Source organism: Paenibacillus sp. FSL R5-0345, assembly GCF_000758585.1.
GTDB lineage: Bacteria > Bacillota > Bacilli > Paenibacillales > Paenibacillaceae > Paenibacillus_AQ.
Genome location: NZ_CP009281.1, coordinates 974,019 through 998,050, shown reverse-complemented (window position 1 = coordinate 998,050; position 24,032 = coordinate 974,019). Strand labels below are relative to the sequence as shown.

Genomic DNA, 24,032 nt, shown 5'->3' with positions numbered 1-24,032 from the left:
TACCGTCCTTTAGGGACGACAATGGCGCTTTTATGTGAAAAGACTAATTTAAGTACCTATGCAACTTATCCCCGTAGTGATCTTCTGCTAAGAGCATGTTGGCCGTTACGCAGGAAAGTACTACGAGTATTTCTTAATAAGGATATCCGTTCCTCTGCAAGCTGATTTGCCGCGACAGAAGTTGGAATCCCATTTAGACGTGAGATTTCCAGTACGCGGGTGATGTTATCATAAATTTTCGAAACCTGCTTAAACGCACGCTCCCTATTATAACCGTTCAACTCATCCGCGATATTAATAACGCCACCGGCATTAATCACATAGTCAGGAGCATACACAATGCCCATTTCGTGAAGAGTATCGCCGTGATAGGCCTCTTTTAACTGATTGTTGGCCGCACCTGCGATCACCTTCGCCTTAATTACCCGAAGAGACTCATCATTGATCGTTGCTCCGAGTGCGCATGGAGCATAAATATCACAATCTGCACTGATAATATCTGCGGGATCGACGGCTTTAGCACCATAAGCCTCTACCGCGCGCGCCACAGCTTCTTTATGAATATCAGTTACAATAAGCTGAGCGCCCTCTTCATGAAGGTGCTTGCAGAGTGAAAAAGCTACATTTCCAACGCCTTGAACAGCGACAGTCTTCCCTTCGAGTGAATCATTGCCAAATGCCGCTTTGGCCGCTGCCTTCATCCCTTGGTATACGCCATAAGCCGTAGCTGGTGACGGATTGCCCGAGGAGCCGTATGTAGGTGATGTACCTGTAACATAATCTGTCTCCTGATAGATTATGTTCATATCTTCTTCTGTTGTGCCAACATCTTCGGCAGTTATATAGCGTCCATTCAAGCCCTGTATGTATCTTCCGAAAGCACGGAACATCGCTTCGTTCTTATCCTTCTTGGGATCTCCTATGATTACTGTCTTCCCACCGCCTAAGTTCAGACCCGATACTGCATTTTTGTATGTCATTCCTTTTGCTAATCGAAGTGCGTCAACAATTGCATCCTCTTCTGTAGCGTAGGTCCACATCCGTGTACCACCCAGTGCGGGCCCCAGTGTTGTGTCATGAATGGCAATGATGGCCTTTAACCCTGATGCTTTATCCTGACAAAACAACAGTTCTTCGTAATCGTCCCGCTCCATTGCTGCAAACAATTCCATTCTTAATATCCCCTGTCTTTTTGTTATATTCCACATGTTGGTGATTACTCTTACCTCTCAAAGTATTGTAGCAGAATGCGTCGTAAAACAAAAAGAACCGCGTCACCCTCATAACTTCTAATGGATGACGCGGCTCTTATATGAATGCTACTGCACAGAATAGAGTGCAAGGGTCAGCATGCGTTACAGCTTAGCAATGGTTTCTGTAAGAACAGGTACGATTTGCGATTTGCGGGATACTACACCTTTGAGAAGTGCCTTATTGTCATCAAGCTTCACGTTGTACGCCTGTTCTACTGCTCCTGCAACACGGCCCAGAGCCAGACCTACGGAATCGTTATTGAGGATATCTGTAACTACGAACAGGAACAGATCCAATTCTTTTTCAGCAATAATGGAAGTAAGTGCAGTTTCCAGTTCGGCTTGCTTGGAGAGAACATCATTAACATCCACCGCGTTTACTTGTGCGATTTCTACTTTGTATTCACCCATTTTAAATTCCTTTGCATCCAAGGAAATCAGTTGAGCGATACTCTTGTCGCTAAGGTCAGCGCCAGCCTTCAACATATCAAGACCGTAGCTTTCTGCATCTACACCAGCGATTTCAGCAAGCTCGCGTGCTGCTGCTACATCTTCCGCTGTGCATGTCGGTGATTTAAACAACAAGGAATCGGAAATGATGGCAGACAGCATCAATCCAGCGATTTCTTTAGGGATAGCAACTCCGTTTTCTTTATACAACTTGTTAAGAATAGTAGCTGTACAGCCTACTGGCTCAGCACGATAGTACAACGGATGTGCAGTTTCAAAGTTTGCGATCCGGTGATGGTCGATAACTTCAACCACACGTACTTGATCAATGTCATTCGCACTTTGTTGGCGTTCGTTATGGTCAACAAGAATAACCTGATTGGCTTCACCAGCAACGTTCTCTACCAGACGAGGAGCAGCGACTCCGAAATGATCAAGCGCAAATTGCGTTTCACCACTAACGTCGCCCAGACGAACGGCCTCAGCATCCCAACCCAATTCCTTTTTGAGTGCAGCATAAGCAATTGCAGAACAAATGGTATCCGTATCCGGATTTTTGTGTCCAAAAACCAAAGTTTTTTCCATTTCCAATCTCCTTACTATGTTTTAGTGAGATTAATATACCATACATTGATAGCGGCTTCCAGATTGTCCAGTTTGAAAAAATGCTTTATGGCCATTCTAAGGCTGTTCACGTCTAGTCTTTGGAAGCGGATCTGGTTTGGTTTCACCATGCAGCGGTTCATTGTCCGAGAAAAGATCTGGATTTTCCTTCAACATCTGACTCAGAATATTCGTAGTTTCTACCGTCCCGCATACCCTAACCAGCGCATCTCCAAATTTCCCCTTTCGCATGGCACCACCTTCCTCAAGCTCGCGTTCCACTTTCCAAAAATGCTCCGACCAAGAGAGACCACAATGTCTGCGGGAAGGCACCATGATTTCATCTCCATCCGGTGTCACCATGTATAACTCCTCATGACTATCCGTCATTCTACCTGGAATATCGACCCACTCTTCAATGCCATGAATGAACGTATTCCGCCGCAGATCAACGCCCAGCAGTACAATTTCCGCCTTCCGATCAAGCAGCTTGCCCCATGCTGAGCCACGGGCACACGGCGTATCCCAGCGTTCATCTCCCGTAGTGAACTGCTCAGCATCTGCACCTAAAGCCGCTACAGAATGTGTCGGATGCCAAGAGCGAATGACATCAGGACGTTTACGAAACAGTTCCGGTAATATACCTACACAAGATGGGGAATCTAGAACTGAGAACCGCGGATTATCCGCATTAATATAAGCCCATGTATGTGTTGGCAATACGAGCAGTCCGTCCTTCATATACTCACTGAGTACATCCAGTACTGTGTTCGCACCTCCATCTACTTCGCCAACGCTTTTTAATGAAGAGTGAACCAGAATGGTTCCGTGTGGATCAAGCTTCAGCTCCTGCAATTGTTTCATCAAGCTAGTTGTTGTGTGCATTGTACGCTCTCCTTATGTATGGAATAGATTTTGCGATTCATAAATATAAACTTGCAATTGTTTTGATTTACTATTAAAATTATAGTAACTTAATAATATTCACTAATTATAGAACGATCACAATATAACTTGCTCACATTCAGCATTTACACGGAGGTAATTTCACATGACTTTAACATTAAAAGGACTGCACCACGTATCCGCAATTACAGGCAAAGCGCAGGAAAACTTCAAGTTCTACACCGAAGTCCTTGGACTGCGTCTCATTAAAAAGACAGTAAATCAGGATGATATTTCAGTGTACCATTTATTCTATGGTGATGAGAAGGGTAATCCCGGAACCGAATTAACTTTCTTTGAACTCCCGATGGCGGGTCGCAACCGTAAAGGTAATAACAGCATCTCCGCGCTCTCTCTTCGAGTACCGAGTGATGCCGCACTTACCTATTGGAAGCAACGCTTCACTGAGCTTAACGTAGAGCACGGAACGATTCAAACACTCGGCGGTCGCCAGACTTTATCCTTCCGCGATCACGAAGGGCAACGTTTCATTCTCGTATCTGACGAAAATGATTACGGTGTAGCCGGCGGAATGCCTTGGGCCAAAAGCCCAGTACCTGCTGAGTACGGGATTATCGGTCTAGGTCCCGCACATCTTACTGTTGAAAGTGCAGAGCATACAGCGGTTGTACTGGAGCAATTGCTTGGCTTCCGCCGCAAAGGCACTTATCCTTCAAGCGTAGCGGGCCAGCCAGATGTGCTCGTATTCGAGACTGGAGAAGGCGGATCGGGCGCAGAAGTTCACCTGGAGGAACGTAATGATCTAGATCAGGAGCATTTAGGACGAGGTGGTGTGCACCATGTCGCATTCCGCGTGGATAATGAGGAGGAATTAAAGCGATGGGTCGAACATATACGCACAGCTCAGCTTCCTAACTCCGGATTCGTGGATCGTTTCTACTTCCGCTCCCTTTATTTCCGTGAGCCTAACGGTATTCTTTTTGAACTGGCTACTGACGGACCTGGATTTGCTACTGATGAACCGATGGAAAGCCTAGGCGAATCCCTTGCCTTGCCACCTTTTCTTGAATCCAAACGCGAGCAAATCGAAGCTTATCTTAAACCGCTGAATACTCGGCAGTAAGATTCTTCAGTTCATTTAACAAAAGGTGTGAGTCGCTTATGCGCTCACACCTTATTTTTTCATTAAAGATTAGCTGTCTTCCCTACAATGTCTAATAGCTCCGACAGATCTCGAATTTCATATTTCGGTTGAACAGCCGACGTGTTCTCTTTACCCAACGGGTTAAACCAGCAAGTATCGATCCCATAATTGATTCCGCCTTGGATATCAGAGGTTAAGGAGTCACCAACAATCAGCACTTTTTCCTTATCCGAAATCCCCAATTTAGCAAAAGCATAATCAAAAATCCCTGTCTCCGGCTTCTGACAGCCAGCCTCCTCAGAAATAATGATCTGCTCAAATGTTTCACTAAGCGGCGAACCTTGAATTCTGGAGGTTTGCACTTCTTTAATTCCGTTCGTGATGATTGCTAATCGGCAGTCCGCAAGTTCCCCGCACAGCTCAATCGCTCCCTGAATCAGAAAAGTTCCCTCGCCTAAGAAACGTAGATAGGCTTCACTAAAAGCCTCAGGATTCAGCTCCAGCGCATTTGCAGCAAATAACCGATTGAACCGTTCCACACGTAATGCCGCCGAACTAATCTTCCCTTGCTCCAAATCCCGCCACAGCGCATGGTTGATCTCCTGATAACTTGCAGCATAGTCCTCAGCACCTGTTGGCAAACCAAAGTGTAAAAATGCGTTAGATAGTGCGTGGCTTTCTGCCATTCCGTAATCAAACAGTGTATCATCAGCATCGAATAAAATAACGTCGTATTTCATACAATATCCCCCAAAACTCTTTTCTCAAAAAGGTACTACAGTGATACAATCAAGTCAACTTATCAGCCAGACGACAAAAATTTACTTTTTTAAGGTAGTTTTAAGCGAACTGTGTTATTTTAAAAAGAAAACGGTGGTGAGCGTCATATTATACGTTTTATCGTTTCTAATGTCTTTTTCTATCGTATACTTTCTAATTCCGCCGCTCGGCAGACTGGCTTTCCGGCTTGATTTTGTGGACAAGCCCCGTCAAGACGTTGAGCGTAAAATCCATAGAGAACCTATACCGCTAACGGCCAGTTACGCCATATTCATCGGATTCTTTATCACTTATCTGGTATTTGCCCGTGAATTCTCCATGGAGACCGTCGCACTGTTTGCAGGAGGCGTGCTGCTGCTAACCATAGGTACCATAGATGACTGGTACAAAACAAAAGGTAAAGATTTCCCGGCACTGCCAAAAATGATTGTTCAGGTTAGTGCGGCTGTCCTTGTATATCTTTCTGGCAACGCATTTACAGGCTTCTACAACCCCTTCTCAGGGGATTATATCGTTCTACCCGTAGTATTACAGTTTCTGCTAACGATTATCTGGATCTTTGGCGTAACCACTGTCATTAATTTCTCGGACGGCATGGATGGTCTGGCTGGTGCTTTGACGGCTATTTCAGCTATAACACTATTTATTGTCGCATTAACTAAGGGGCAATCCTCTTCTGCGATTATGGCGATTGCACTCGTCGGCGTTACCATTGCTTATCTACGCTATAATAAACCGCCTGCCAAAATCTTTATGGGCGACGCCGGGGCAACCTTCCTCGGTTTCATTCTTGCGGTAATAGCACTCGACGGCGCGTTTAAGCAAGCCACAGCCCTGTCGCTATTCATCCCGATTCTGGCGCTGGGCGTTCCGATCTTCGACAATATTTTCGTCGTCGTCAAGCGCTTTATCCAAGGCAAGTCTATTTATCAGGCTGATGCTACCCAGGCTCATTACCGCCTGCTCCGTGCAGGTCTGAGCCAGAAGCAAGTCGTTGCCGTGTTATGCTTGATCAGCGTTTGTCTATCCCTATCCTCTATCATTCTGTTGTTGATCGAGACTTGATGTATTGTTAGCGAAGGAATATCGTTATAAACAAAGTATCATCAAGAAGGCCATTGAAGTAATAAAAACGAGCAAGTTTCCAGTATGGAGACTTGCTCGTTTCTTGTTTGAAGCTACTTGAAGAATCCGGATTATTATGGTCCTCGGGATCTAAGTTGGGCTGTGGTGCGTACGCCGATCTAACTAACCTTGGGGCTGTCTGACCCAGGAAGCGTTATTCGTCGACGATTCCCTTCCAATAACGACACCTGAGTCCGTTAGCTACACTCGCAAAGTCTCAATTCATTGATTCCACTAATCGCACCTCTACTTAGTTCGCTAATCAATGTTCTCTTCAGTGTATCTACTCATATCCCAAATTTAACTCCCTGCCTACGCATCCAAACACATCACATCATCTCAGATGTCACTTTCTTGCGTAAACTCAGCCAATCTACTGTAAATGCCAATGATCTCATCCATCGGCATTCTAACCAATCCACTGGAAGAGGGGGCGACGAATTCACGTACACCATCTACCGTAGGAGACACATCTCCCTGGAATCCCCAATCGACTTTTTTTCTCCGGCTAAACTCTGTATATACACCTTTTCCAACGAAGCAAGCCACCTGTGGGCGATATAACTCCAGCTTGGAGCGAAGCAATTCGCGGCCCTCATTATATTCCTCACGAGTAATATCATCGATTCCGCGTGTAGGCCTAGCAACAATGTTCGTAAAACCATAACCCAGCTTAAGCAGCTCCCCGTCCTCAGAAGCGTCGTACAACCGAGGCGTAAGTCCCGACTGATGCAAGATTCTCCAGAAATTATTACGCGGATTTGCGTAGTGATGCCCCACTTCACCTGAGCGGATACTCGGGTTAAAACCTATAAATACGATCTGTAGTCCGTGATCTAAATGATCTGGAATTTCATCCATGTGATTTTACCTCCTACCAAAACAACGCTCTTATTTCCCTATTGGGTGTAAATACTAAGACAGGAAGGCGGAACTGGTGCCGCCAGCCAGACCTCATTACCTGCATAATAAAAGGTTACACCCATTTGACCAGCGCTAATCGTATCAACAGTCAGCAAAATCAATTTCCCTCTACGACTTCCAGCCAGACTGGCAAAATGTGTCCCCTCGGACAAATGAACATACTGCCGTCCCATTGGTCGGAGTCCTTCCTCCATAATGACAGGAAGCGCACCAGAGTGGGTACCGTGATATAGCGTAGGTGGAGGAGTCCCCGGCTCATAAGTGATTTTCGTATGGCTATGCCCATACCGCGCTTTGATTCGTTCACCTTCAATTTCAATCCGTTGCTTCTCACAGCCTGCAACCACTTGCCGAATATCTCCCGCAGTTACCTCAGACCATCTAGGAGACTTCACAAGCACGGACAGCAATTCGTCTAACGTACAGGAACCATCCTCAGGGTCCAAAATAAGGCCATACTGCTCTGGAGTATGCCGGAGCAATTTAGTCATAAATTTGCTTAACGACACTTCTGTAGCATTGCTTAACATTATATTTCTACCTCAATTCATAACTCATTTCTATTCTTCTACAGCCGCGGATCTACCGGATCGGACTCCAGAGACATCGCAGCAAGCACGCATTCATGTACACGTTCTATCGGTTCTTTTCGAATAAACCGTTCTACCGATTCCCGGCTAAGCGCACATTCCATCAAAGCATGACGTTCTTTTTTGCTCGTTTTGCGCTGCTTGAGGCGCACAAGGTTGTCCGGCTGTAAATAATCTATTCCATAGATAATATGCAGATATTTACGCCCTCTCACCTTGAGTGCAGGCTGAACCAGCTTATCTCCATTACGTGTTATAAATGTTTCCGGTTTGATAACAATCCCTTCATGCCCATCCTCCGTCATCTCTTCCCACCAACGGATTATCTGTTCCTCGTCCGCTTCATTACATACCGTGCGGTATTCAGTCTCCATAAATAAAGGTGACAACCCCGCTAGTTCACGATTATGCTCCATATGCCAAAGATGGCTGTGCACAAAGAAAGTTTGTCCGCTATGCGCAAGCGTGTGGAAGGGAGCAATCTTAATCCCCTCTAATCCACTTACGTCCCAGCAATACTTTTGGAAGGCTTCCTTAAAAAGATGAGCATTCTGGAGCTTCTCCTCCATTTCCTGTATCCACGAGGTAACATCTCGCCCTGATCTTTCAGCCTCACGCAGTTTCTCCAAAAGATGCTCCCGATCTAACAGTGCTGCTTCAGCCACATGTGCATATTGGGAGGAAATCAGCTCACGCGCTTTCAAGTTCCACGGTACGATTTCCGCATCTAGGAGCAGCAAATCCGTGTTATTTTTCGCAAAATAATTCGCCTGCACGAGATCCGCGTTCAGCCTACGTAACACTTCAGATTCAGTATCCCTGTCAAAAAAAGCTCTGCCAGTACGTGTATAAATCGTGCCTAACGACGGCCTGCCCACATACGGTAACGCTGCCTCTTCATCCCGGAATAACAATAGGATGGCCCGGCTGCCCATATGTTTTTTCTCCGCAATCATTGTCTTAACACCTTGTGCGCGAAAATAAGCAAAAGCCTCACGCGGATGCTCCAGATAGTTCTCATCTATAGACACTGAAGGCGGCGGACTCATGGTCGGGGGGATATAAACCAGTTCCTCTAGTGGAACCGTGAAGTGGGAAACCGTATCTATCGCTGCTTTAACAAATTCTCCACGTACAGTGATCTCACCATAAAGATCAGTCTGGACCGAGTATCCCTCCACGAATTTACGCAGGTTAGGCGGCGAGAATCTTCCACGCTCCCAACGAATTAACGGACTATCCGGATCACCTGCATAATCGCGCTTCGCTTTAACGCTAACAAATTTCCCTTCAGGGTAACGGTACGCAGTTAAAGATCCGCCAAAAACAGCGCCTTGATCAATGTTCACTGTATTTTTCACTACTGTCGGGAAAGGTCTAGGATCATGCCCCCAGACGATGATCTCCCCAGATTCGTGTTCGACATACCATTCTTTCCTTACAGGAGCACCCTTGCCATCCATTCCATCAGTGTCCCCATATCGGCAGAAGTCCTGAATCCGTTTGGACTGCTTGCCGATATATTCATCACAAATTCCGGCATGGGTAACTACAACTCGTCGTACACCATTGCGACCAAACACTAGATGACTAGGTGCGAACAATAGAAACTGTTTGAGTTCCTCCCTAAGCCTTGTTGCTTCCTCATCGCCTGCTTCTAGTGCAAATGCCTCCAGCTCAGCGGCGATATTCTCGTCTCCATGACTCAATGTAACTTTACGTCCGTCTAAGTAACGGGCGATTTTCCAGCCATGGTTACTGTCGATCATGCGGGCGATTCCAGCATCTACATGCTTTTTCCAGAACCTCATCGTCTTCAGCGATTCAGGTCCCCTGCTCATCACATCACCCACAGAAACTAACAGCCTGCCCTCGGGATGTTTGTACAGTCCTTGCTCGTCTTCCGCATATTCCAATCTTTCTAGCAGCTCGATCATCTCTTCGTAACAACCATGAATGTCACCTATAATATCAAGCCCTGCGCCGATTTCAACCCATAGCGGGTTCTGCTTACGTTCAAAAAGCACTTCCTCAGCATGTTTCAAAAAATAAGCCGAAGTAAAGCCCTCGTCCTTAATGCTGCGCAACGAACGCTTGAACTGACCATATTGTTGTTTGACCCGCTGACGACCACGCGGATGCTCACGCTGAACATCCCGCTGCAGCAGCGTTTCCTCTGGAACATCGAGCACCCAAGCCAAACATGGAACATTATGCTTGTCTGCCAAATCTAAATATTGCTTACGGTATTCCTCTTGCAGATGTGTAGCATCCACTACTGTCAGCTTCCCTAGTCGACAGCGCATGGCAATCGTTGAATTCATTGCTTCAAATGCTAAACTCGAGAGCAACTGATAATCATTAAAAATAATATCCGCTTCCTCGCGAGGACGATTCTTCCACTCCATAAAATCAGTGTCACCAAGCATAGTACGGTAATCGTCTGACGAGACAATTTCAGTCTGCAATAGCGTTCCTTCATCGACTAATCTCCGCAGTAAAGTAGTCTTCCCACTATTGGATGGACCGACCAATACAATAATTCCTGCATGTGGAAAAGGAATGGTTCGCTGCCTTTCTTTTTGTTCTTCTATAGTCATTACAACGTCTCCTTCCTACTAAATATCGCCATCTGCGTCGGGTATCCAAAAGTGTCCGAAGCTTCGCCAATCCCTTTAAAATTAACCGAATAATCAAAGGAGCTCGTCCAGAGGTTACACCAAGCTGAGAACTCTGCTCGTCCCCACTCAAACCGGTGGTCTCCATGCCGCATTTCTTCCGAATCCATCTCATACACCTCGTTATACTCCTTGTTCGGTGTTGTCAGAATTAATACCTTAGGACAATATTCCGCCAGAATGGTCTCCATCACTCGAGTCAGTCTAAATTCGTCGATATGCTCAATAACCTCACATAGAATCATGATATCCTTGTTCCGCAGCGATTCATCGAAGTAAAACAAAGAGCCGGTAACTGGCGTTGGTACTGTAACTCCGGCCCGATCTTCAAGCTTCGAGAAGCGATCCATTGCTCGCAGCTGTGAGTTAGCGGAAGGTTCAACCGCCCAAATCTGCTTTACACCAGGCACACTGCCGAGTCTTGCCGAAAGCTTTCCTTCACCGGAACCAAAATCGACGATACTACTCTTGAAGTCCATTCCTTCAACTACTTTCGCAATCGCCGCATAACGCAGATCATTTAATCTGACTTTAGGCTCAGCTGAAATCTCAGCAGGAGTAACAGGCACCTTTTCAGAAAAAGAGTCTGGTTCATCACCATCAAATTGCTTAATAAGATTAGCAAATCGTAGTGACCGTTTGAGAATTAACGCACGCAACGGATGTCTATCCAGCCACCCCTCACCGTAACGCTTGATTTTTTCGATCTCATCATCACTAATAAAATAATGCTTATCATCATCCAATGCCGGAATCAGGATGAACAATTGACGGAGGGCCGTTTGCAGCGTCTGCTCTCCCCGCAGCTTAATGTATCGAGCAAAACTTCGGCTTTTTAAATCAAAAGAATACACTGCATCTCCTCTTTCAAGCTCAAGCTTGTAACCAAGCGCATGAAATAATTCCTCAATCGTATGATCAGGCAAGTTCGATGCTACCGGTCCAAAGGACAGTTCCAATTGGAATTTGTGATCTACCCAAGGCAGAATTGCCTCCTTAGGCTTTCCGTTAAGAGCTGTACCTAGCGCTGGACGGATATAGGAGCAGAAGCGGCTGCTCGTAACAAACTCCCGGTCGTTTATATATTGTGTGATGTCATTATGAGAAGCATTTCCTTTGACTAGAGCAATTGGATCAGGTGTGACATAGATAACAGCCTCTGTCTCTTCGTCGGAAGCGGTGGTGAACACTATGCGCACTCTAGCTTCTTTATCGCTCCTGTCATATAAATTATGCGGGTTTTTGGCCAACAGGTGGGACAACATCCCCGCCCCTGCACCTGTCGCCTTGATGATCAAATGCATAAACTTCACCTCTCCTTAATTAACAATTATTGAAATTCTGATTTACCAGCTCCACTGCCCCGTTTCCCCCCAGACCTCTATCAGTGCTGATCGGAACAAGTCATCTAACGCTTCATCCATAACACCTACGCTCTGTTCAAAAGCAGAAGCAACCGCCTCGTAATGAACAATTCGTTCCTCCAAGTACATGTTGATTACATCCAAGCGCGGCTCCAGATTTAGTTCCTCACCTGACATTTTGCGAGATAACAGGTTCTGTACGGTTTCCTGTAATTCAGAACCATGCGGAATCAGATCCTGTACAAGAATGTTAAAATCGAGTGGTGGCACTTCGTTATATTTTTCAATCCAAGCGCATGCTAAGAGTGGTCTTAATACGTAAAAATATTTCTTAATCTTAACCTCACTGCCTTGCAGATAATCCCGGTAATTTCCCCGCGCCATGTTCAAATAGTGGTAAATACATGATTTTGGCGAAAAGCTTTGTGGTGAGAGTGCACGGATCCTTTCGGCTACAGCGTATTTCTCTTCATAGCGGATAGGGGACTCTAGCCATTCCAGCAGTGGTGGGTTTGATTTTCGAAATAAATTAAGCCCCTTCTTCAAGTCCCAACCGTTAATATCAAGCATCTCACTGATCGGCCGCTCTATTACATCTCTGTGCTTAAAAATGGATAAATACGCCTCAGGTCTCCGTATGTATAGGAATCTAACATCATAATCACTATCCTTGGATGGAAACCCCCAGGCCCGGCTACCCGATTCACACGCATACAGAATGCGAACATTTTCTTCAGATTCGATAGTCCGAAGCTGCTGAATGACCGATTGATGAATTCCCTTCATCTTAATTCCTCCCTTTTAACTTCTGAATATGCAAAAAAGACCACGGACTCCATCGTCCATGGTCGGGCTTCAACCTGATTACAGTTATATTTACCGGGTAATAATGAAATGTTATTTAACCGGAAATGAATACACTGGTTCTGAGGTTGACCTGTAAGCCAAGGTGAGAGATGGACGAACATATGAAAAAACATTATACGAAAACGAAAGCTGATTATTCATATTCTCATTCATCTGTCCTTACCCCCTGATCATTTTGTATACACTCAGTTCCATTTATTACCTAACACATCTCCAAAAGCATAATCTAACTATCCAGTTTCTGTCAACCAGTAGTCTTTTCTCTGTAGTCTTCTACCTACCACTATCCCTTACCTTATTTTAGTAATGCCTTCAATTCGGACGTCATTTCCGATGCTTTTAACATTACGAAATCACTATAACCCTCCTTGTATAGCAATTTCACAAGATAGTTGCCATTCTCTACTCCATAATTGAAACGTTGATCTAAAATATCCCCTAATAGCGTCTTATCCTTCGTAACAACTGTACGATTCTTTTCACGTGCAAGCACTACTCTTTGTTCAGGACTGGTAGGATTCTTAGGTGTTTGCTTATCCATAAAGTCATCTTTTATTATCTCTGCCGATTGTATATCTTCAGCGGTTGTCCGGATTTTATCCGCATATCCTTTATCAATCATCCATTTCTCTAACTCATGAAAAGATGACTTCCACGGATAATAATAACCATAACTTGAAGATGGCTGATTACTTTCCTCTTTTACCTTTACCTCTGTTTGGATACCAGCCACATCAGGTTTCCCGACCTTATCTATCTGTACTTCGTAGGACATATTCGAAATTTCGCGTTTGATAATCTCTTTTAGCTCTGAAATTTCCCGAGGATCAGAGATGGCTACTTTTTTATTCCTGTTAGTAACCCACATATAATCCAGGTCTTTGTCTAAGAGAGCTAAATTATACTTTTCATACTTGTAAGCTTCGGTATCCTTAACCGCCTTGAGCTCTGATTCAAACCCCTTATTAGGGATCCAGTATTCCCTCACTAGCTTGTCACCGTTCTCCAATTGATAGGCCAGAGTAAAATATTCATAAACGTATTGTTGTGAGTTAAGCTCTGGGCGTACTGCAACTACCGCTTGATGAAGTTTACGGACAGCTTCTATATAATCTTTATTATTGGAAAATGGGTCCTGCCCCATATAGGGTGTAGTGTATAAATCATCCGTTGGGGTATACATCCGATAGTTAGATCCCATATAAACACCGCTAATCTTATCACTAGAAGGCACTCTAGCTTCATACCCGGTAACACTTGATACTGGGATATACACAAGCAGCCCTAACATTACTGCATAAACTGCAAACTCGGCTACCACTTTACGCGTCATAATCTGCCAAGTTTTCCGAATAATCATTTCTGCAGCAATATAACCAATAATGGCTCCAATGGCATATCCACTAATCACCCAGCCCATTTGCTGTTGCTTCATTTGCGCAAAATAATTACCGGAAATAAGCATGGCACATAACATAACCCCTGCTTTAAACAGCGGGTTGAAATATCCAAAAGCGATAGCCTGACCGGCTTTTTCCGTATTACGTTTACGGTATAAAAGATAGGATAATCCAATAAACAAAAGTGACAATACACCATAAACCCATAATTCTGTATTGGAGAATGGTTTGCCGGTATAATAATATACAATATGAACAAACGGAGACCACATCTGCAAACTAGAATCACGTAAGTTTACATTTGCATTCGCATAACCATAAAGATACATGGCTAAATGACTATTGATTAATGAGATCAGTACAGCAGGCAGAATAAGCAAAATATAAATGATAATTCCCTGAAGAATAGATTGACCTGTGCATATTCCCACAAAAACACTAAAGCAGAAGAGAAACAAAGTCAGAATACTAACTGTGATACACCATTGCCAAATATCTGCGCCCTGAAAAATATAAAAATTACCACTCCATGACTTAACAACCGCAACCACCCCAGCAGTTAACCAAACCGGTAGCAACAGTAAGGTAAGTCCACTTGTCAGATGAGCTGTAAATAAATGCTCTCTGCGTAAAGGCAAGCTATGCCAAAGATCTGAGGGTGATTTCGCCTGAAGGTATCTGAATAAGAATAGTCCGGCCGCAACAGGGATCGTAATAATGAACAATGCTTGCACACTACCAGCGATTCGAAATAAATGATCAATTTCCTGCGGCTTTGCATTTGGATTGTTGCTCATGAAGAGCTGCAATGGAAGTGCGAACAATAAGCCAAGTGCATATATAATCCCTATCCAACCGTGCTGGCGGAAGTTTTGACGAAAAACACTGCTATTAAAGTAGTAACGGCTGCGCGTCATATCCGACATCCCCCATTTCATAAATAAAGATCTCTTCTAACGTCAATGGAAGCAAATCGAATACGTATGGCTCGTATACCTGAAAAGCCGCTTTGATCCGTTCACGGTCCCCTTTTACAATGAATAGGTTCACACTTCCCCGGCGCTCTTGATGCAGAATTTGCAGCTTCGCTGCTAACGGAATTTCATGCCGTTCATCTCGGAATGCCACTTGAATCTTATGTGTATCCGCCTTAAGATCATCGAGATCCTTCTCAATCAGCATTTTCCCGCCGTGCATAATTCCGACATGATCGCACAGGTCCTCAATCTCACGAAGGTTATGCGAGGATATGATTACTGTCAGCTCGCGTTCAGCTACCTCCTGAAACAGCAGATTTTTGATCTGACGCCGCATGACCGGATCTAACCCGTCAATCGGTTCATCCATAATAAGCACATCCGGCATACAGCTTAAACATAACCAGAATGACGCTTGCCGCTGCATTCCTTTGGAGAAACGACTAAGCTTACGCTTCTTATCGAGCTGAAATACAGTTCCCAAATCTTCAAAACGCTTCTGATTCCAACTCGGATAGATCGAGCGATGGAAGGCTGCCATTTGCAGCATTGTAGATTGCGGGAAAAAGTACGGAGAATCCGGCATAAAAATAACCCGTTGCTTAGACTTCGGGTGTTCGAACACCACTTCACCATCCACCTTCACGGTCCCTTTATCTGGAGAGTAAATGCCCGCCAAGGTCTTCAGCAGCGTAGTTTTACCCGCGCCATTAGACCCGAGCAGCCCATAAATGGTTCCTTTATGTACTGTTAAAGAGATATCGTCGACTGCCTTCTCGCCTTGAAATAACTTGCTGACTCCTCGAATCTCAATCATCGCTCTTCCCTCCTTCTCTCTGCTTCTCTACTTGTTTGTACAATGAACTAATCTCAGCTGCGGTGAATCCAAAGTATACAGCTTCTGCCATCAGTCTGAGCAGCGCATCTCGGACTTCAGCTTTTTTGGCCTCATTTTGTTCTTTTTTCATTGGGGCTACAAAACTGCCTTTCCCCTGCAATGAATAGATATACCCTTCACGCTCCAATTCACGATAAGCCTTCTGAATCGTATTGGGATTCACGGTTAGCTGTTGGGATAATGTCCTTACCGAGGGCAGTTGTTCATCAGTCTGCAAAATACCATGTAAAATCATCTCCTTGACCTTGTCGGTCAGCTGCTCATAAATCGGCTTGCGACTGCGAACATCCAATTCGAACATAATCTTCCTCCTCCCACTATCTTACAATAAACCCATTATGACGTGTATTAACTGTACTACTATTATTAATACAGTTTGTCCTTTATGTCAACGCAAAAAATCCCCGCGGTTATATAGCCACTGCGGGGATTTTTTCTCATAAATAGACAATTTATCAGCTGAGGTATTCACACCCTCGATTCTTGGCTCAGAAAAACCCGGGTTCGCTCCTGCTGCGGATTGTCAAAAATCTGCTCCGGTGTTCCAGACTCCGTTATCTCACCGTTATCCATGAATATCACACGATCCGCTACGTCACGAGCAAAGTTCATCTCATGAGTGACAACAATCATCGTCATCTTCTCCTCAGCAAGCTGACGGATAACACGTAGCACCTCGCCTGTAAGCTCGGGATCAAGCGCGGAGGTGGGTTCATCAAATAATAAAATATCCGGATTCAACATTAACGCTCTCGCAATGGCAACCCTCTGCTTCTGTCCACCGGAGAGATTAGCAGGATACACATCCGCTTTTTCAACAAGACCTACCTTAGAGAGCAAGTCCTTGCTTCTAGCCGTAATCTTCTTCACGCTCTCCCGCTTCAGCATCCTTGGAGCTAGCTCTAGGTTGCCCCGCACCGTTAGGTGTGGAAATAAGTTAAAGTGCTGAAACACCATTCCCATGGACGCCGTGATCTCACGAATATTTGCTCCACTAGCGTATTTCCCATTCTCAACGAGCGGATTGCCTTGGATCGAGATGCTTCCGCCTGTAACTTCCTCTAGATGTACTAAACTACGTAGCATCGTACTCTTACCTGAACCCGAAGGCCCGATAACAGCAATAGCTTCACCCGCCTCGATATTGAAACTAACCTTCTTCAATACATCCAAATTGCCGAAGGATTTCTGTAAATCCCTTACTTCTATCATGCTACTCATATTCGGACAGTCCTTCTACTCAAATTTAAAACGTTTCTCCAGTGCTTTGAAGAATAAAGTAAGCACTAGCGTCATCAGTAAGTAAATCACGCCCGCTACTACAAAGGGAGTTACTGTAAAGTCTCGATTTACTGCTGTTTTGGCATAGTTCAGTAGCTCAGGTACAGCAACGGCATACAGTAGTGCCGTATCTTTTACTAATGAAATTGATTCGTTGGCCACAGCTGGCAAAGCTACTCTGAACATTTGTGCCAGAATTACCTTACGCAGCGTTTGCCATTTACTCAGTCCTAGCACCTTAGCTGCTTCATGCTGCCCTTTATCAATGGAGAGCATGCCCCCACGGAAGATCTCTGCAAAATATGCTCCATAGTTAAGAATAAATCCAAGACTCGCAGCAACGAAGCGATCCATAACCAGATACTGACCAATCACCGGAATCTGTGGTAAGCCAAAGCAAAAAAATAACAATTGCAGTAAAAGAGGGGTTCCCCGCATGACATAAATATAAGTATGTGCAATCCATGCCAAGGGTTTGATCACACTCTTCGCCATCAAAGTGACTAGGAACCCGAGCGGAATCGACACTAAAATAACAATAAGGAACAATAAAACAGTTGTACGCGCGCCTTCTAACATCGGCCCGGAAATTTGTATAATATAATCCATTTTCATTTCTCCAATAAACTCTGTATATTGACCTTCTATTTCAATACCTTATTTTCACCAAACCACTTTGTGGAGATCTTCTCAGCCGTTCCATCGTTGTTCATTTCATCCAAAGCCTTTTGAAGTTCTTCTAGCAGGGCTTCATTGCCTTTCTTTATTCCAATACCGTACTGCTCAGGAGCAAGCGATTCATCTAGCAGCTTAAAGGTATTCGGCTCTTTTGACATATAATATCTAGCTACAACTTCATCAATCACAACACCGTCCAGACGCTTAGTCTTCAAGTCAGTGAGCGCTAGGACGTTATCCGGAAATTCCGACAGATTAGCAATTTGGTCTTTAATCGGATTAGCATTTAAAGCATCGGAAGCGGAGGATAGACTTTGAAGCCCTACCTCTTTACCAGCCAAATCCTCAAGCTTTGAAATAGAGGAATCCGCTAATACGACTACTACCTGACTATTCTCAAGATAAGGCTTCGTGAATAATACCTTTTCCTTGCGTTCATCTGTGATGGTATAGCCATTCCAAATCATATCAATACGACCACTATTCAGTTCTGACTCCTTAGCGGACCAGTCAATAGGCTGAAAAGTAATTTCTTTACCCATTTTTTCAGCTGCAGCTCTGGCGTAGTCGATATCAAACCCAACAATTTCATTGTTCTCATCTCTAAAGCCCATCGGAGCGAACTTATCATCAATCCCGATCACCAGCTTTCCATCCTTACTCCCAGAAGATGAGCAGCCTGATAAAGCTCCAATTACCATGATCATAAATAAGATTAGCAATGCATTTTTCTTCATTTCTTTTATCCCCCATCGTTGACACAACTGCGTGTGCTTTAGTTCGCTAATACGTTATCAGAGTATCATGATAACACGACAGATTAACTACGTCGATAGATTAGAGAAGCCTACATGTGTCAAATCTACAAAGATTCAGACAACAAAAAGAGACGACAGATTAGATCTGTCGCCTCAATGATAGGAATCATTTGATCTTAGTATCCAGAATTAACGTTTATCATTCCAGAAGTTGTTAGGTTCCATATCCGAAGTAATAATATGAAACGCATAGCCTTCTTTCTTCAGCGTCTCTAGGATGCGTGGAAGAACTTTAAGTGTAGCCTTTTGATCATGCATTAGAACCACTGGGCTGCTCTTCTTCAGATTATGAACCTCTCTCATAACCGTATTATAGATGGAGTTACTATCATTCTTAAATCTCCAATCCTCAGAGTCAACGTTCCAATCCCACAGATGATATCCTTGTGTTAGTATCTTATCTCTATAAGATTTGGTTAAATAAGGTTTACTACCATAAGGTGTGCGAATCAATGTTGTACTTTGACCCGTAATCTTCTTCAGAATGGCATTATCGTCATTCATTTCTTTTAACGCAGAAGCAGGAGAAGCATAAAATTTATCTTTCACATGTGTCATACCGTGTAAACCAGGTGCATGTCCTTCCTTCACTAATCGTTTCACTTGAGACGCATGTGCGTTCATGTTATTTCCTAGCATGAAGAACGTAGCTTTCGCATCATACTTAGCTAAGATATCAAGTAGTTGAGAGGTTGTAGCGGATGGGCCATCATCAAAGCTAAGATAAACAACTTTACCGTTCGTGCCTGTAGTTACATTTTGTTGCAAAGCTTTTTTATGTTGATTCACAAATGCAGCGTCGTCTAATTTAGCCCCGGAATTATGAACTCTTAATAAAGATTGAGCTGGTTTAAACGAAATTGAGAATCCAAGATAAGTTGTCATTTTCACCGGAACCATAGTTCTTCCATTTTTAATAAATGTATTCAGGGCGATTGTCTTTCCATTAGGAAGAAGAGCTGTTGCGTGATCATTCAGCAGTTTAATAGATCCATTATTTCCCTTAACATTAATGCCATCGCCCTGAGCGATTAGATGAAGATTCAGTTCCACAGACAAATCACGTAACGGAACAAAATATGTATCTTTTATCGACACTGCATCAATGTCAGTTAATTTATCATTTACACCTAATTTCAGGGATCCTGCACCAGCAGCATCTACTGAATCTATTTCTCGTACCAAACCAGTACATACGAACAATACTATAAATAATAGCCACACTTTCTTTTTAAACATCTCAAAAAATCTCCCATCTCGTATATTTATCTATAACATTACCATAGATTAATAGAAAGAAATTTGAGAGATTGTAACTTAATACATAATAATTTGTTACCCTTTTTGACACTCACAGATATTTCGACATTTTTCGCAAATGACGTATTCTAACTAATTCCTAACACACCAACAAAAATGGTTAAATTCCAGTCCTTTTGCGCAAAATAGATGTGTCCAAATTAGCAACTTTAGTAAATTATTGAACAAAGTTTGAACGGATTTAAATAACCAGCAAACGCCGTGGCTACAGTGATCTTTATCATATCATTAGGAACTTGTAACAAATTGATCACACATATTTAACTTGATCGCCATTTTTAAGGACTATTGTGGCTAAAATGGCAAAATAAGTCTTTTGCTTTCTTTCTCATTAATTCTTACTATATATGAAGGTAATGATGAGGGTTAATTAATAGAAGTATTGAAGGAAGGAGCTTAAGCATGAAGAAAAAGGGACCGTTATACGCTTTATTTCTCAGCCTAATTTTACTCTTGCCAGGATGCAGTTCAATCGCTGTTCTGAATCCGAAGGGGCCGGCTGCGAGAACTCTGTCTGACACGATCATCCTCTCCATTGTTGTGATGCTCGGTGTTCTAGCAGTTGTCTACATCTTATATGTCTTCGTACTATTGAAATACCGCGCTAAGAAAAGTAACGAAGATTATATTCCTCCTCACGAGGAAGGAAACAAATGGCTGGAGGCCATCTGGATTACGATTCCGATTATTATCGTGGCATTCCTCTCCGTGGTCACTGTCAAAACGACAGTAGATGTAGAAAACGTTGCAGCGGATTATAAAGATCAGAAACCGCTTGTAATCTATGCTTCCTCCTCCAACTGGAAATGGCACTTCAGCTATCCAGAGGAAGGTATTGAAACTGTAAACTACGTGAACATTCCAGTTCACCGTGCTGTCGAGTTCAGATTGTACTCTTTCGGTACGATCTCAAGTCTCTGGATCCCACAATTGGGAGGACAGAAATATGCGATGAGTGACATGCTTACAACACTGCATCTTTCAGCAGATACTGTAGGTTCTTATACCGGAAGAAATGCGAACTTTAATGGTAAGGGTTTTGCCCACATGGAGTTTGAAGCCCTTGCGATGACTGATAAGGACTATCAGGAATGGGTAAAAGACGTTAAAGAAACAGCAGGTCCATTGACCGAAGATGAATTCAAAAATCTTTTGAAAATGGAATATGTCGGACGTAAAACGTACACCAATACTCACTTATCCTTTAGCCCTCCTCCGGGAGATCATGGCGACCATATGAGTAATAATGGCACCGAAATGGATATGGATAATGGAACGACGGAACACCAGGATAATAAAGAAATTCACCCGACTCCTGCACCATCTAGCGAGACGGAATTCAACAGTGAACCTAATCCAGAACTGGATGAACAAAGCACTACACATGACGGACATTAGTCAATGTTAATTGAGCAACTTGAAAGGAGCGATTCCTAATGGATTGGGATAAATTTAAGGTCCACGGCGAACCCCTGATTTACGGGGCAATGGCAAGTATTGTTCTGGCTACAATCGGGATTATCGTCGGCCTAACCTATTTTAAAAAATGGGGATATTTATGGCGCGAATGGTTAACTACCGTTGACCACAAACGTATCGGGGTTATGTATATCCTCGCTGCGCTACTAATGCTTTTCCGCGGCGGCGTTGACGCTATTATGATGAAGCTACAAACCGCAGCCCCAGACATGAAATTTCTTGACGCACAGCATTACAACGAGGTATTTACAACACACGGCTTGATCATGATCCTCTTTATGGCCATGCCGTTTATTATCGGTCTGATGAACGTTATCGTACCGCTACAAATCGGTGCCAGAGACGTTGCCTTCCCACGTCTTAACGCCGTCAGCTTCTGGCTCTTCTTCTTCGGAGCAATGCTGCTTAACATCTCTTTTGTTATCGGGGGATCACCAGATGCTGGTTGGTCTGCGTACTTCCCGCTGGCAAGTATAGAGTTCAGTCCAACGGTGGGTAACAACTACTACTCGCTCGCGCTGCAAATATCAGGTATCGGTACACTCATCACAGGCGTTAACTTTATTGTAACGATTCTGAAGATGCGTGCTCCTGGCATGAAGCTGATGAAAATGCCAATGTTTACATGGTCCGTACTAATCACGAACGTAATTATCGTATTCGCATTCCCAGTGCTTACGGTAGCGCTCGCTTTGATGATGTTCGACCGGTTATTCGGCTCTCAATTCTTCACGATGGCCAACGGCGGTATGGATATGTTATGGGCCAACCTTTTCTGGGTATGGGGACATCCAGAAGTATATATCGTTGTACTACCTGCCTTCGGTATTTATAGTGAAATTATCGCCACCTTCTCCAAAAAGAACCTGTATGGATATACATCCATGGTCTTTAGTATGTTGATCATCTCCCTCTTGTCCTTCTTAGTATGGGCTCACCATTTCTATACAATGGGTCAAGGCGCTATGGTTAACAGCTTCTTCTCGATTACTACCATGGCCATTGCTGTTCCAACAGGTGTGAAAATATTTAACTGGCTATTCACCTTACGAAAAGGGCGAATATCATTTACGACGCCGATGCTATATTCGCTCGCCTTTATCCCGATCTTTACGATCGGTGGGGTAACAGGTGTCATGCTGGCCATGGCCAGCGCCGATTATCAGTACCATAATACAATGTTCCTAGTAGCGCATTTCCACTACGTTCTCATTCCAGGTGCTGTATTCGCCGTAATCGCAGGTTTCCACTACTGGTTCCCTAAAGTATTCGGCTTCCGTCTAAACGAACGTCTTGGTAAACATGCCTTCTGGTGGATTATTATTTCCTTTAACGTATCGTTCTTCCCACTGTTCCTTCTCGGACTTAAGGGAATGACACGTCGACAATACACTTATTCTGCGGATACCGGATTTGGTCCGCTCAGTATGGTCTCGTTCATAGGGGCGATAGGTCTTACAGTCGGATTTGTAATTCTGGTGTATAACATCTACTGGAGTACACGTTATGAACCAAGAGATACAAATGGAGATCCATGGGATGCACGTACACTGGAGTGGGCAACGAAAAGTCCGATTCCAGCTTACAACTTCGCAGTGGTTCCAACCGTAAAAACACGCGATGCCTACTGGTTCTCTAAACAAGATAAAGTACCTCTATACGAAGACAAGATTACTAAGATTCATATGCCAAGCAATACAGGAAAACCATTTATTCTGGGTGTTATCTTCTTCGTTGCAGGATTCTCTCTGGTATTCAGTCTCTGGATTCCAGCCATTATCTCCGGAGTTGGTATCCTCATCGTTCTAGCTGCTATGTCCTTTGATCGGGATCACGGATTCTACATCCCAGCAGAAGAAGTTATTGCTACTGAAAAGAAATTGCGGGGTGAGACAGTATGAAAATAGATGCGTCTAAGCCGCTTGAGTACTCAACAGAGGAGAATAGTAATAAAATCTTTGGCTTCTGGGTCTTTCTAGGAGCAGAGATTGCACTGTTCGCTACGTTGTTCACTGTTTACTTTGTAATGGTAGACCGCTTTGCTAGCGGCCCTAGCGGGCCGGACCTCTTTGAGATTGGTCCAGTGATGATCGAAACATTGCTGCTCTTGACAAGCTCGTTTACAATCGGTCTTGCTGTACATGCCATGCGACATGGCTACCAAAAAGCCATGATGGTCTTCTTCGGACTAACCCTGTTAATGGGTCTCGGCTTCCTTGGTATTGAAATCACGGAGTTTGTCACTTATGTTCACGAAGGGGCTACACTTCAAACCAGTGGTTTCCTATCCAGTCTCTTTGTACTGCTGGGAACACACGGAGCTCACGTATCGTTCGGGTTCCTGTGGGGTGCGGCTATTCTAATCCAGTTGAAGCGTCAAGGTATTAATCCGGCTACGGCCAATAAATCCTTTATCTTCTCGCTGTACTGGCATTTCTTGGACGTTGTCTGGATCTTTATTTTCAGCTTCGTCTATCTGAAAGGACTGATGTAGCAT

21 protein-coding genes are annotated in these 24,032 nt (G+C 44.0%); 5 read left to right on the top strand and 16 right to left on the bottom strand.

Features of this window, described 5'->3' with window-relative positions:
- Positions 1-65 precede the first annotated feature (65 nt).
- The 3 genes from R50345_RS04365 to R50345_RS04355 form a co-directional block, all read right to left on the bottom strand.
- On the bottom strand, positions 66-1,172 hold the full coding sequence (locus R50345_RS04365) for a Glu/Leu/Phe/Val family dehydrogenase (RefSeq protein WP_042124408.1): 1,107 nt from the start codon (positions 1,170-1,172) through the stop codon (positions 66-68).
- A 183-nt stretch (positions 1,173-1,355) separates the two neighbouring features.
- Positions 1,356-2,288, bottom strand: a complete 933-nt coding sequence (locus tag R50345_RS04360) for a manganese-dependent inorganic pyrophosphatase (RefSeq protein ID WP_042124406.1) — start codon at positions 2,286-2,288, stop codon at positions 1,356-1,358.
- A gap of 96 nt (positions 2,289-2,384) precedes the next feature.
- Positions 2,385-3,191, bottom strand: coding sequence for an AAC(3) family N-acetyltransferase (locus R50345_RS04355; RefSeq protein ID WP_042124404.1), 807 nt, complete (start codon positions 3,189-3,191; stop codon positions 2,385-2,387).
- A gap of 166 nt (positions 3,192-3,357) precedes the next feature.
- Here R50345_RS04355 and R50345_RS04350 point away from each other — a divergent pair, with 166 nt between their 5' ends.
- Positions 3,358-4,335: a ring-cleaving dioxygenase gene (locus tag R50345_RS04350; RefSeq protein ID WP_042124403.1), complete on the top strand. Its 978-nt coding sequence runs from the start codon at positions 3,358-3,360 to the stop codon at positions 4,333-4,335.
- A gap of 62 nt (positions 4,336-4,397) precedes the next feature.
- Here the strand turns inward: R50345_RS04350 and R50345_RS04345 are convergent, their stop codons facing one another.
- Positions 4,398-5,096, bottom strand: a complete 699-nt coding sequence (locus R50345_RS04345; protein ID WP_042124402.1) for a YjjG family noncanonical pyrimidine nucleotidase — start codon at positions 5,094-5,096, stop codon at positions 4,398-4,400.
- Between the two features lie 169 nt (positions 5,097-5,265).
- Here R50345_RS04345 and R50345_RS04340 point away from each other — a divergent pair, with 169 nt between their 5' ends.
- Complete coding sequence (locus tag R50345_RS04340) at positions 5,266-6,201, top strand: MraY family glycosyltransferase (RefSeq protein WP_042124401.1); 936 nt, start codon at positions 5,266-5,268, stop codon at positions 6,199-6,201.
- A gap of 399 nt (positions 6,202-6,600) precedes the next feature.
- On the opposite strand, the gene R50345_RS04335 is transcribed toward R50345_RS04340, so the two are convergent.
- The 12 genes from R50345_RS04335 to R50345_RS04280 form a co-directional block, all read right to left on the bottom strand.
- Complete coding sequence (locus R50345_RS04335) at positions 6,601-7,122, bottom strand: mismatch-specific DNA-glycosylase (RefSeq protein WP_042124400.1); 522 nt, start codon at positions 7,120-7,122, stop codon at positions 6,601-6,603.
- A 38-nt stretch (positions 7,123-7,160) separates the two neighbouring features.
- Positions 7,161-7,715: an RNA 2'-phosphotransferase gene (locus R50345_RS04330; protein WP_042124399.1), complete on the bottom strand. Its 555-nt coding sequence runs from the start codon at positions 7,713-7,715 to the stop codon at positions 7,161-7,163.
- 38 nt (positions 7,716-7,753) lie between these two features.
- Complete coding sequence (locus tag R50345_RS04325) at positions 7,754-10,375, bottom strand: polynucleotide kinase-phosphatase (RefSeq protein ID WP_042124397.1); 2,622 nt, start codon at positions 10,373-10,375, stop codon at positions 7,754-7,756.
- On the bottom strand, positions 10,375-11,757 hold the full coding sequence (locus tag R50345_RS04320) for a 3' terminal RNA ribose 2'-O-methyltransferase Hen1 (RefSeq protein WP_042124395.1): 1,383 nt from the start codon (positions 11,755-11,757) through the stop codon (positions 10,375-10,377). The genes R50345_RS04325 and R50345_RS04320 overlap by 1 nt, the downstream gene beginning before the upstream one ends.
- Positions 11,758-11,799: 42 nt before the next feature.
- The gene (locus R50345_RS04315) at positions 11,800-12,603 is read right to left on the bottom strand and encodes a nucleotidyltransferase domain-containing protein (protein ID WP_042124392.1); all 804 of its coding nucleotides are present in this window, start codon (positions 12,601-12,603) and stop codon (positions 11,800-11,802) included.
- A 376-nt stretch (positions 12,604-12,979) separates the two neighbouring features.
- Positions 12,980-15,001 carry a hypothetical protein gene (locus tag R50345_RS04310; protein WP_042124390.1) on the bottom strand — a complete coding sequence of 674 codons (2,022 nt, stop codon included), beginning with the start codon at positions 14,999-15,001 and terminating at the stop codon, positions 12,980-12,982.
- The gene (locus R50345_RS04305) at positions 14,976-15,878 is read right to left on the bottom strand and encodes an ABC transporter ATP-binding protein (RefSeq protein ID WP_042124389.1); all 903 of its coding nucleotides are present in this window, start codon (positions 15,876-15,878) and stop codon (positions 14,976-14,978) included. The genes R50345_RS04310 and R50345_RS04305 overlap by 26 nt, the downstream gene beginning before the upstream one ends.
- Positions 15,871-16,260 carry a GntR family transcriptional regulator gene (locus tag R50345_RS04300; RefSeq protein WP_042124387.1) on the bottom strand — a complete coding sequence of 130 codons (390 nt, stop codon included), beginning with the start codon at positions 16,258-16,260 and terminating at the stop codon, positions 15,871-15,873. The genes R50345_RS04305 and R50345_RS04300 overlap by 8 nt, the downstream gene beginning before the upstream one ends.
- Positions 16,261-16,427: 167 nt before the next feature.
- Complete coding sequence (locus tag R50345_RS04295) at positions 16,428-17,180, bottom strand: amino acid ABC transporter ATP-binding protein (RefSeq protein WP_042124385.1); 753 nt, start codon at positions 17,178-17,180, stop codon at positions 16,428-16,430.
- Between the two features lie 15 nt (positions 17,181-17,195).
- Positions 17,196-17,855, bottom strand: coding sequence for an amino acid ABC transporter permease (locus R50345_RS04290; RefSeq protein WP_042124383.1), 660 nt, complete (start codon positions 17,853-17,855; stop codon positions 17,196-17,198).
- Between the two features lie 29 nt (positions 17,856-17,884).
- Positions 17,885-18,655: an amino acid ABC transporter substrate-binding protein gene (locus tag R50345_RS04285; RefSeq protein ID WP_042124381.1), complete on the bottom strand. Its 771-nt coding sequence runs from the start codon at positions 18,653-18,655 to the stop codon at positions 17,885-17,887.
- A 210-nt stretch (positions 18,656-18,865) separates the two neighbouring features.
- Positions 18,866-19,975, bottom strand: a complete 1,110-nt coding sequence (locus tag R50345_RS04280) for a polysaccharide deacetylase family protein (RefSeq protein WP_042124380.1) — start codon at positions 19,973-19,975, stop codon at positions 18,866-18,868.
- Positions 19,976-20,458: 483 nt separating this feature from the next.
- Between R50345_RS04280 and qoxA the strand changes: the two genes are divergently transcribed.
- The 3 genes from qoxA to qoxC are packed head-to-tail and all read left to right on the top strand — an operon-like array spanning position 20,459 to position 24,029.
- Positions 20,459-21,454: a cytochrome aa3 quinol oxidase subunit II gene (qoxA, locus tag R50345_RS04275; RefSeq protein ID WP_042124378.1), complete on the top strand. Its 996-nt coding sequence runs from the start codon at positions 20,459-20,461 to the stop codon at positions 21,452-21,454.
- Between the two features lie 38 nt (positions 21,455-21,492).
- On the top strand, positions 21,493-23,436 hold the full coding sequence (gene qoxB / locus R50345_RS04270; RefSeq protein WP_042124376.1) for a cytochrome aa3 quinol oxidase subunit I: 1,944 nt from the start codon (positions 21,493-21,495) through the stop codon (positions 23,434-23,436).
- Positions 23,433-24,029, top strand: a complete 597-nt coding sequence (gene qoxC, locus R50345_RS04265; protein WP_042124373.1) for a cytochrome aa3 quinol oxidase subunit III — start codon at positions 23,433-23,435, stop codon at positions 24,027-24,029. The genes qoxB and qoxC overlap by 4 nt, the downstream gene beginning before the upstream one ends.
- Positions 24,030-24,032 lie beyond the last annotated feature (3 nt).